At 71.7% G+C, this 9,628-nt stretch carries 9 protein-coding genes; all 9 read right to left on the reverse strand.

Features of this window, described 5'->3' with window-relative positions; genetic code table 11:
- Positions 1-101, reverse strand: a 101-nt coding sequence (locus tag ACIO3R_RS36795; protein WP_362967579.1) for a hypothetical protein, incomplete at its 3' end; no start/stop codon positions are given.
- 64 nt (positions 102-165) lie between these two features.
- Complete coding sequence (ilvN, locus tag ACIO3R_RS36800; RefSeq protein WP_385039924.1) at positions 166-738, reverse strand: acetolactate synthase small subunit; 573 nt, start codon at positions 736-738, stop codon at positions 166-168.
- Positions 739-752: 14 nt separating this feature from the next.
- Entirely contained in the window at positions 753-2,642 is a 1,890-nt protein-coding gene (locus ACIO3R_RS36805; protein WP_385039921.1) for an acetolactate synthase large subunit, read from the reverse strand.
- Positions 2,643-2,775: 133 nt separating this feature from the next.
- Positions 2,776-3,552: a 4'-phosphopantetheinyl transferase family protein gene (locus ACIO3R_RS36810; protein WP_385039918.1), complete on the reverse strand. Its 777-nt coding sequence runs from the start codon at positions 3,550-3,552 to the stop codon at positions 2,776-2,778.
- 43 nt (positions 3,553-3,595) lie between these two features.
- Entirely contained in the window at positions 3,596-4,888 is a 1,293-nt protein-coding gene (locus ACIO3R_RS36815) for an MFS transporter (protein WP_385355365.1), read from the reverse strand.
- A complete protein-coding gene (argH, locus tag ACIO3R_RS36820) occupies positions 4,885-6,351 on the reverse strand; it encodes an argininosuccinate lyase (protein WP_402111373.1) in 1,467 nt (488 codons plus the stop codon). Before argH ends, ACIO3R_RS36815 begins: the two co-directional genes overlap by 4 nt.
- The gene (locus tag ACIO3R_RS36825; protein WP_402111375.1) at positions 6,348-7,613 is read right to left on the reverse strand and encodes an ATP-grasp domain-containing protein; all 1,266 of its coding nucleotides are present in this window, start codon (positions 7,611-7,613) and stop codon (positions 6,348-6,350) included. Before ACIO3R_RS36825 ends, argH begins: the two co-directional genes overlap by 4 nt.
- Positions 7,610-8,659, reverse strand: a complete 1,050-nt coding sequence (locus ACIO3R_RS36830; RefSeq protein WP_385039907.1) for a PLP-dependent cysteine synthase family protein — start codon at positions 8,657-8,659, stop codon at positions 7,610-7,612. Before ACIO3R_RS36830 ends, ACIO3R_RS36825 begins: the two co-directional genes overlap by 4 nt.
- A gap of 1 nt (position 8,660) precedes the next feature.
- A complete protein-coding gene (locus ACIO3R_RS36835) occupies positions 8,661-9,578 on the reverse strand; it encodes a kinase (RefSeq protein WP_385039905.1) in 918 nt (305 codons plus the stop codon).
- Positions 9,579-9,628 lie beyond the last annotated feature (50 nt).

Genomic DNA, 9,628 nt, shown 5'->3' on the forward strand with positions numbered 1-9,628 from the left:
GCGTGGGCGTGGCCCTGGCTGCCGTAACCAAGGACCGCGACCTTGCGGCCCTGGATGATGGACAGGTCGGCATCGTCGTCGTAGAACAGCTCGGCGGGCATGGGGAGTTCTCCTTGGTTCCTGTGATGTGAGGGTGTGCGGACGCGATAGAGGTGGACGGGCGTGCTACGCGCTCTGCGCGCGTGCCGCGGTGGCGGTGCCGGCCGGGGTCAGGCGGATCGGCCGGGCCTCTCGCGCGGTGCGGTCGGCCAGGGCCCGGGAGCCGCGGCCGATCGCGATCGCGCCGGACTGGACGAGCTCCTTGATGCCGAAGGCCGCGAGCATCCGGAGCATCGCGTCGAGCTTGTCGCCGGAGCCGGTCGCCTCCAGGGTGACGGCGTCGGGCGAGACGTCCACGGTCCTGGCCCGGAACAGCTCGGCGATCTGGACGATCTGGGAGCGGGAGCCGTTGTCGGCGCTCACCTTCACCAGGACCAGTTCGCGCTGGACGGCGGAGTCGGCCTCCAGCTCGACGATCTTCAGGACGTTGACCAGCTTGTTGAGCTGCTTCGTCACCTGCTCCAGGGCGAGTTCGTGGTCGACCCTGACGACGATGGTGATGCGGGAGAGATCGGGGTGCTCGGTCGTGCCGACGGCGAGCGAGTCGATGTTGAAGCCGCGGCGCGAGAACAGGGCGGCGACCCGGGCGAGGATGCCGGGCGTGTTCTCGACCAGGACGGAGAGCGTGTGCTGGGACATGTCGGGAGGTCCTCTCAGTCGTCCGCGGAGTCGCCGAAGTCGGGGCGTACGTCGCGTGCGGCCATGATGTCGTCGTTGGAGGTGCCGGCTGGGACCATCGGCCACACCATCGCGTCCTCGTGGACGATGAAGTCCACCACGACGGGGCGGTCGTTGATCGCGTTGGCCTTGTCGATGATCGCGTCGAGCTCGTACGGGTTCTCGCAGCGCAGGCCCACACAGCCCATCGCCTCGGAGAGCTGTACGAAGTCCGGGACCCGGGTGCCGCGGTTGGTGGTGGATCCCACTCCGCGGGTCGAGCCGGTGGTGGCGTTGGTGGCGCCGTCGTGCAGCACCGTGTTGGAGAAGCGTGCGCCGTAGAAGAGGCTCTGCCACTGGCGGACCATCCCGAGCGCGCCGTTGTTGATGATCGCGACCTTGATCGGGATGTTGTTGAGCGCGCAGGTGGTGAGTTCCTGATTGGTCATCTGGAAGCAGCCGTCACCGTCGATCGCCCAAACCGTACGGTCCGGCATCCCGGCCTTGGCGCCCATCGCCGCCGGCACCGCGTACCCCATTGTCCCGGCGCCGCCCGAGTTGAACCAGGTGCCGGGCTCCTCGTGCGGGAGGAACTGCGCCGCCCACATCTGGTGCTGGCCCACCCCGGACGCGAACAGCGTTCCCTCCGGCGCGAGTTGGCCGATGCGTTCGATGACCTGCTGCGGGGAGAGCAGCCCCGGGTCCGCGGGGAGTTCGTAGCCGCGCCGGTAGGTGGTCCGCCAGCGGTCCAGGTCCCGCCACCAGTCGGCGTAGTCGCCGGCGTTCCCCTCCTCCCGGTCATCGCGCACGGCGGCGGCCAGGGCGGCGAGCACCTCGCGGGCGTCGCCGACGATGGGGACGTCCGCGAGCCGGTTCTTGCCGATCTCCGCCGGGTCGATGTCGGCGTGGACGACCTTGGCGTGCGGGGCGAAGCCGTCCAGCTTCCCGGTGACCCGGTCGTCGAACCGGGCGCCGAGCGCGACGATCAGGTCGGCCTTCTGGAGCGCGGCGACCGCCGCGACGTCCCCGTGCATACCGGGCATTCCCACGTGCTGCGGGTGGCTGCCGGGGAAGGCGCCGAGCGCCATCAGGGTGGTGACGACCGGCGCCCCGGTCAGCTCGGCCAGGGTGCGCAGCTCGTCGGTGGCACGCGCCTTGAGCACCCCGCCGCCGACGTACAGGACCGGCCGGCGGGCCGCGGCGATGAGCCGGGCGGCCTCGCGGATCTGCTTGGGGTGCGGCTTGGTGACCGGGCGGTATCCGGACAGTTCCATCACCGGCGGCCACTGGAAGGTGGTGGCCGCCTGGAGGGCGTCCTTGGTGATGTCGATGAGTACCGGTCCCGGGCGGCCGGTGGAGGCGATGTGGAAGGCCTCCGCGATCGTCCGCGGGATGTCGTCGGGGTTGGTGACCAGGAAGTTGTGCTTGGTGATCGGCATGGTGATGCCGACGATGTCCGCCTCCTGGAACGCGTCCGTGCCGATCGACTTGGAGGGGACCTGGCCGGTGATCGCGACCATCGGCACCGAGTCCATGTGCGCGTCCGCGATCGGGGTCACCAGATTGGTGGCGCCCGGCCCGGAGGTCGCCATGCACACCCCCACCTTGCCGGTGGCCTGGGCGTAGCCGGTGGCCGCGTGCCCGGCGCCCTGCTCGTGGCGGACCAGCACATGACGGACCCGGGTCGAGTCCATCAGGGGGTCGTACGCCGGAAGGATGCAGCCGCCCGGGATACCGAACACGGTGTCCGCGCCCACCTCTTCGAGAGCGCGGATGAGGGACTGGGCGCCCGTCACCTGCTCGGCGCCGGTGTCCGGCTGCCCGGTGGTACGGGTCCGCACTTGCGGGAGGAGGGCCGCGGGGGCCTGCTGCACAGCGTTTGACATCGTCAGTTCCAAAAGTCCGTAGGAGTGTTGTCGAGGACGTTTCGGTGATCGGCGGCCGCGGGAGCGGCCGGGTGGTACGTGCCCGCCGCCGGGTGATCACCGCAACGGTGCACCCGGCGGACCCCGGGCCGGGTCAGGGCGGCGTCCCCGCCGTCCGCAGCGCGTCGCGGGCGTGCAGTACGACATCGAGGCCGGAGAGCCTCTTGACGAACGGCCCGTCCACGTTCAGCTCCCCGCGCACCGCCACCGCCGCCGCGTAGCCCCGGTCCACCGGGACGTCGAGGAGGGTCCAGCCGGACGGCGGGTACGGGCCCTCGGGACGGCCCGAGCCGACGTAGTCGAGAGCGGGATCGCGGCCGAGACCGGTACCGAGGCCCTTGAGGTAGGCCTCCTTGCGGGTCCACAGCCGGGCCAGCGCCCGGGGCCGTTCCGCGGGGCCGAGCGCGGCCAGTTCGGCCTGCTCGTCCACGTGCAGCATCGAGGCGAGTTCCGCGGTGCCCTCCTCGTCGCCCACCAGTTCCACGTCGACCCCTATGGGGGCCGCCGCGGTGCCGACGACGGCGAGATCGCCGCGGTGGGACAGGGAGAAGAACAGCCGGTCGTCGGCGTCGACCACGGTGGGCCGGCCGTGCGGTCCGCCGCAGCAGGGGCAGGTGTCCCGGCCGAAGTGGACCTCCTCGGGGCGCAGGCTCAGGTACGAGCCGAGCAGCCGGCGGAGGGCGACATGCGCGGCCGTGAACCGGGTCCGGTCGGCGGCGTGCATGAGGGTGGCGGCACGTTGACGCTCGGTCGCGTCGAGTACCTGTTCGTCCAGGATGCCGAGGGGGACATCCGAGACCCTCAGGAGCCAGAGGTCCAGTGAGCCGGGGGGTGGCAGCTCACGAACGACCCACGGCAGGGTTTGTTCCACGGGGTCTCTCCTGTTCGTACGAGAGTGACAGGCGAGCCGGGTCTCACCGTGTGGCCGGCGCGACCGGCAGGTCGCGCCTTCCGCGCAGCGGCCCGATCAGGAGGAGCAGCGGGGTCAGGGCGAGTCCGGCGGTGAGCAGCCACAGGGTGGGCCGCATACCGAGGACGGTGCCGAGGGTTCCGCCGAGCAGTGAACCGATGGGAATGGCGCCGAAGTTGGCGACCGAGATGCTGGCCGAGACGCGGCCGAGCAGCTGGGGCGGGCAGTAGCGCTGGCGGAACGCTCCCTGGATCACGTTGGCGAGCACGACGCCGAGCGAGAGCACGGCGCTCCCGACCACCAGCGCGGACAGGGTCCAGTTCTTGTTGGTCAGCGGGATGAGCAGGGCGAACGGGGCGCTGCAGACCGTGGCGACCAGCAGTCCGCGGGCCGAGCCGAACCGGGCGATCAGGCGTTGCGCGTTGGCGGCACCGAGGATGCCGCCGATGCTGCTCGACGCGAGGAGCCATCCGGTGGCGCCTTCCGGAACCCCGAGCCCACGGAGGATGAAGACGGGCAGGATCGCCGCCTCGGCCGTGAGCAGCAGGTTGGTGACGGTTCCGTACAGGGTGAGGACTCGGAGGTAGGGGTCCTTGAAGGCGAAGCGGAGGCCCTCCTTGATGTCCTGCATCAGGGCAGGCCGTTCGGTGGGTTTCTCCGGGATCGGCTCCTTCTCACGGATGCCGGACAGGCAGAGCGCGGAGACGAGGAAGGTCGCCGAGTTGACGAGGAGTCCGGAGGTGGCGCCGAACACCTGGGCCAGCAGACCGCCCCCGCCCAGCCCCGCGACCTGGGCGACCGATTCGCTGCCCTGGAGCTTGGCGTTGGCCTCCTGGAGGTCCTCGGGTCCGACGATGGAGGGCACGTAGACCTTGTACGAGATTCCGAAGAACACCGCGGCGAACCCATTGATGAGTGCCACGAACAGCAGTTGGGTCAGCGTCAGGATTCCGAGCCAGCCCGCGACCGGCACGCTCGCCAGGAGTACGAGCGAGACCAGGTTGCAGATCTGCATGATCGGCCGTCGCCTCATCCGGTCGACCCAGGCGCCGGCCGGCAGACCGATCAGCAGCCAGGGCAGCCAGGGGGCCGCGGCCAGCAGACTCACCGAGAAGAGGCTCTCCTTGAGCGTCACCGTGGCCACGAGGGGCATGGCGACGGCGGTGATGTTGATGCCGACGCGGTTGGTCGTCTCCCCGATCCACAGGAGCCGGAAATCGCGGTTGGCGCGCAGTCCGCCGCGCGGCGGCGGCCCCTGCTCCGTGTCGCTGTCGCGCTCGGTCAGCCGGGCGTTCATGACGTCACCGCCCTGAGTACGGCCTGCGTGAGCAGTGCGCTCCCGTCCGACCAGCGGGTGCGCCGACCGGTCAGCTCTGTTCTCAGCACGTCCCGCCGGGTGGCGAGGGTGCGTATCCCGTCGGCCGTGGAGCCCGGTCCGCCGCCGTGGGCGCACGCCTCGGCCACCCGGTCGGGGGCCAGTCCGCCCTCGTCGACGGCGGTGAAGCGGGCGGCGTCCGCCAGCGACCGGCCGGAGTCCAGGGCGCCGAGCACGGTCTCACCGACCAGATGGTGTGCGGCCCTGAACGGCATCCCGTCCAGCACGAGCCGCTCCGCCAGGTAGGTGGCCGAGGTGAAGCCGTCCACGGCCCGCTCCGTCATGCGCTCGCGCTCCGGTTCGGTGCCCGCGACCACCAGGCTCAGTAACGTCACGGCGTCGGTGGTGCCGCTGAGGCCGGGCCACAGGTGCCGTACGGCCTCGGTGCCGACCGCGATGGCGTTGGTGTAGCCGCCGGTGGTCATCGCGGACGCCGCGCCGACGAAGGCGCCCAGGCCGGCACCGGACCGGCCCTGGATGTGTTCGAGGAGGAACGGGTTGCGCTTCTGCGGCATCATCGAGCTGGAACCGACGAGGGTGTCGCCCACCCGCAGCAGCCCGAACTCCTCCGACGTCCAGGTGCTCAGGTCCCGGCCGGCCCGTGCGAGCGCGACGCCGAGGACGGCGGACGCCGACAGCAGGTCCAGGACGAAGTCACGGGAGGCCACGGCGTCGACCGAGTTGGGCGCGGCGGAGCTGAAGCCGAGGAGTTCGGCGGTGCGCCGGGGGTCGATGGGGACGGAGGTCCCGCCGATCGCGCCGGCTCCCAGCGGGTTGACGTCGATCTGGCGTCCGGCGTCCAGCAGTGCCTCGTACGCGCGCAGTACGGCGCCCGCGACGCCGGCGAGGTAGTGGCCGTAGCTGATCGGCACGGCGGGCTGGCCGTGGGTGTAGGCGGGCATGACCACGTCCCGGTACGCCTCGGCCCGGTCGAGGAGTACCCCCGCGAGCCGGTCGACGGCGTCGAGCAGTGCCAGGTAGGGGCCGCGGGTCTTCAGCCGGGTGGTGGTGGCGTTGAGGTCGTTGCGCGAGCGGCCGGTGTGCAGGATGCCGCCGGTCCGGTCGCCCAGCTGCTCGATGAGGTGTCCCTCGTAGGCGAGATAGACGCCGCGCGGCATCGGCCTGGAGCGGACGGGTGCGAAGTCCTGCCCGCGCAGTTCCTCGATGGCGAGCAGCAGGGCCGCGGCCCGGTCGGCGTCGACGATCCCGCGCTCGGTGAGCATGATCAGGTGGGCCCGGTCGACCTCGCTGATGCTGCGCAGCTCCTCGCCGAGCCCGTCGGCGGTGTCCGGCAGGTACTGGTCGTAGACGATGCGGTGCGCCTCGGCGTCGAGCGCGGCTTTGAGCCGGCCGGTGTCGACGCCGTGCGCGGGCGCTGTGGTCATGCGTATGCCTCCTCTGTGTGCAGATCCGCGTAGGACACGGCCTCGCCGAGCAGGGCGACGGCCCGGTCGGCGGCTTCGGCGGCCCGTCCCGAGCGGTCCGCCACGGTGATGACGTGGCCGATGCGGCCCCGGAAGTCCTGGGCGGGGCCGACGGGTTCGCCCGGGGCGCGGTAGAGCAGCGCCTCGACGGTGCCCGGTACGGTCCGGGCCCGGTGCACGGCTTCGTCCAGAGCGGCGGACGGCGCCAGGATGCCGTCCTGCGCGCAGGTGAGGAACCGGATCGAGGCACGGGCGTACCCGCCGCGCTCCAGTTCGGGAGCGGCGCCGAGGGCGGCCAGCACCTGGGCTCGTACGAGGTCGATCCCGCAGGCCCTGCGGACCAGTTCGGGGATCATGCCGCCGGCCAGCCGGGGGTTGACCTCGATGACCGCGGCGGTCCGGGTGCCGGTGAGCCGTAGTTCGACATGGGCGGCGCCCCAGCCGAGGCCGAGCGCCCGCACCGCGCGTACCGCGGTCTCGCGCAGGGCGATGTCCTGCTCGCCCGGGAGCGCGGCCGGCACGTCGTGCCCGGTCTCGACGAAGGCCGGCAGCGGTCCGACGTGTTTGGCGACGGTGACGACGGCTTCGGTGCCGAACACCTCGACGGAGAACTCCGGCCCGGTCAGGTACTCCTCGACCAGGATCCGGCCCGGTGCGGCGATGCCCCGCTCGTTGACGGTGGCCGACAGCAGTGTCCCGGCGTGCTCGGCGACCTCGTCGAGGTCCGCGCAGAGCCGTACGCCCAGACTTCCCGAGCCCTGCACGGGTTTGACCACCACGGGCAGTCCGATGCCACGGGCCGCGTCGATCGCGCCGGCCACCTCGGAGACGACGGCGAAGTCCGCCGGGCCGACGCCCGCGCCGGTCAGGGTCCGGCGCTGCTCGGCCTTGTCGCGGCAGGCCCGCACGGCCTCGGCCGACGGGCCGGGCAGCCCGAGCCGGTAGGCCAGTGCGGCGGCGGTGGGTACGTAGTACTCGGAGCTGGTCAGGACGCCCGCGACGGTGGCCTCGCTCTCCAGCGCCCGGACGGCCGCCCACAGCGCGGACTCGTCGGAGGTGTCCACGACGACCGTCCGCAGCCGGTCCTGCGCGGCGTACGGGTAGCGGCCCGGGTCCGCGCAGAGCAGCACCGGCACCACACCCAGCTCGGCCGCGCGCCGCGCGAACAGCCGTCCCGTACCGGTGGTGTTGCTCTCCACCAGGAGCAGCAGGCGCTCGCTCATGAGCCGACCACCGGCATCACCACGTCGTCGAAGCCGCGGCGGGCCCACAGCAGCCGGGACCAGGCGGCGGTGGCGTCCAGCGGGTGTTCGACGGTGCGGGGGCCGCCCGCGGCGGGGGCGGGGACGATGCCCTGCTCGCTCAGCCAGGTGTCGTTGTAGACGGTGGACTGGTAGCGGTAGCCCTCGTCGGGGAGGACCATCACGACGGTGCTCTCCGGGTTCTGCTCGGCCCACCAGGACGCCACCTGGAAGGACGCGCCGCTGGTCGGGCCCATGAACAGGCCGTGCGCGCGGTAGAGCTCGTGGGTCGCGTGGAACGCCTCGGGGGCGGTCACCCAGTGGACCTCGTCGTAGGCGTTGTGGCTGACGTTGCCCGGGTGGATGCTGCTGCCCAGTCCGCGCAGTGTGCGCGGTCCGTCGGGGCTGCCGAAGATGATGCTGCCCTGGGTGTCCACGCCGACCAGGTGCAGTGCCGGGCCGGTCTGCCGCAGCGCGGCGGCGAGTCCGCCGGTGGAGCCGCCCGAACCCACCGGGCCGACCAGGCAGTCCACGGCGCCGACGGTGTCCCCGATGAGATCGGCGACGACGCCGTACGCGCCGGGGTTGTCGGGGTTGTCGTACTGGCCGGGGACGAAGGCCTCGGGGTCCTGGCGGCGCAGCTCCTCCACGCGGGCGAGCCGGGCGCCCTGGATGCCGCCGGCCTGGCCGGTGTGCTCGACGATCTCCACGGTCGTGCCGAGCATTTCGAGGCGGGTGCGCAGATCGCGGTCGATCGCCGAGTCCCCGACGATGGTCAGCGGGTAGCCGCGCAGACGGCAGACCATGGCCAGGCCCAGGGCGAAGGTGCCGGAGGAGGTCTCGATGATCCGGGTGCCGGGGGAGATCAGGCCGGCGGCCTCGGCGCGGTCGAGTATGTAGCGGGCGGGCAGCAGCTTCATCAGGCTGAAGGCGGCCGCGTAGAGGTTGTCGCTCACCTTGATGATGCGGGGCAGCTCCGTCGCCTCCACGATCGAGGAGTGAGCCTTGGGCAGAGTCGTCGTCGTCATGTCAGTCACCCGTTGTGTAGTTCCACTGCTCGTGAATTCCGAGCTCTTGCAGGAGGTCCTGGGCCACGTCGGTCCGCGCCTCGACCTCGGGGTCGTCCCGGTCGAAGAGGAGTCCGGCGATGTCCCCGCTGTGCGCCGCCTGTATTCCGACGGCTCCGGTGGTCCGCGCGATGTCACGGATGCGGTCGAGCTCTGGGATCGGCAGATGGCGCTGGTTGATCTCCGTGCTGGCGGTGGCCACCGATCCCAGCAGGGCCACGTCCTTCATCTGGATGGCCTCCCGGAGCATCGCCTGCAGCCGGGTGAAGAGGTCGATGTCGTCCTGCCCGTAGCGGGCCGGCGAGAGGGCCAGCGTGTCCACGCCCCGCCCGCCGCCCTCGGGGCGGGAGCCGAAGCCGAGAATCCGCAGGGCCGGCATCCGGTAGCCGAAGTCCTCGATCACCGTGCCCTCGCGCTGGGCGAACAGGACGGTGGACTCCTCGAACATGAGGGAGTCGGAGGCGGTCTCGGCGCGCACCGCGATCCTGGCGACCTCCTGCGGGGGCAGCGGGCTGACGAACGCGTCCTTGACCGCCCAGATCGCGGCGAGCACATCGCTCGTCGACGAGCCGAAGCCCCGGCACAGCGGTACGTCGCCGGTGAGGTCCAGATGGCCGCCCGCCGGCTCGGCGCCCGGCGGAGTCACGGCGCGGACCGCGAGTTCGGCCGCGCGCCGTGCCTTGCCCTTCCACTCCGGCGTGACGGTGACCTCGTCGCCGGGGGCGGGGATGAACGTCGCGCGGGTCGCGTGAATGGTGCAGGGAAGAGTGACGAGACCTCGGGTGAGCCCGCTGTCGCCGGTGAAAACGCCTTGCAGGATCTCACCGTGGTGGACGGGGGCTGAAGCTACCCCGACACGCCAGCCGGAATGATCAACCATTTCCTTGACTTTCTGTTGCCGGGAGCCATGGCCTGCGGATGGGTTCACGC

Origin of the sequence: Streptomyces sp. NPDC087428 (assembly GCF_044744085.1) — a bacterium.
Lineage (GTDB): Bacteria > Actinomycetota > Actinomycetes > Streptomycetales > Streptomycetaceae > Streptomyces.

Excerpts from the sequence above, each read along its gene's own strand:
- ilvN (WP_385039924.1), bottom strand. The coding sequence starts at position 738 with ATGTCCCAGCACACGCTCTCCGTCCTGGTCGAGAACACGCCCGGCATC.
- ACIO3R_RS36805 (WP_385039921.1), bottom strand. The coding sequence starts at position 2,642 with ATGTCAAACGCTGTGCAGCAGGCCCCCGCGGCCCTCCTCCCGCAAGTG.
- ACIO3R_RS36815 (WP_385355365.1), bottom strand. The coding sequence starts at position 4,888 with ATGAACGCCCGGCTGACCGAGCGCGACAGCGACACGGAGCAGGGGCCG.
- argH (WP_402111373.1), bottom strand. The coding sequence starts at position 6,351 with ATGACCACAGCGCCCGCGCACGGCGTCGACACCGGCCGGCTCAAAGCC.
- ACIO3R_RS36825 (WP_402111375.1), bottom strand. The coding sequence starts at position 7,613 with ATGAGCGAGCGCCTGCTGCTCCTGGTGGAGAGCAACACCACCGGTACG.
- ACIO3R_RS36830 (WP_385039907.1), bottom strand. The coding sequence starts at position 8,659 with ATGACGACGACGACTCTGCCCAAGGCTCACTCCTCGATCGTGGAGGCG.
- ACIO3R_RS36835 (WP_385039905.1), bottom strand. The coding sequence starts at position 9,578 with ATGGTTGATCATTCCGGCTGGCGTGTCGGGGTAGCTTCAGCCCCCGTC.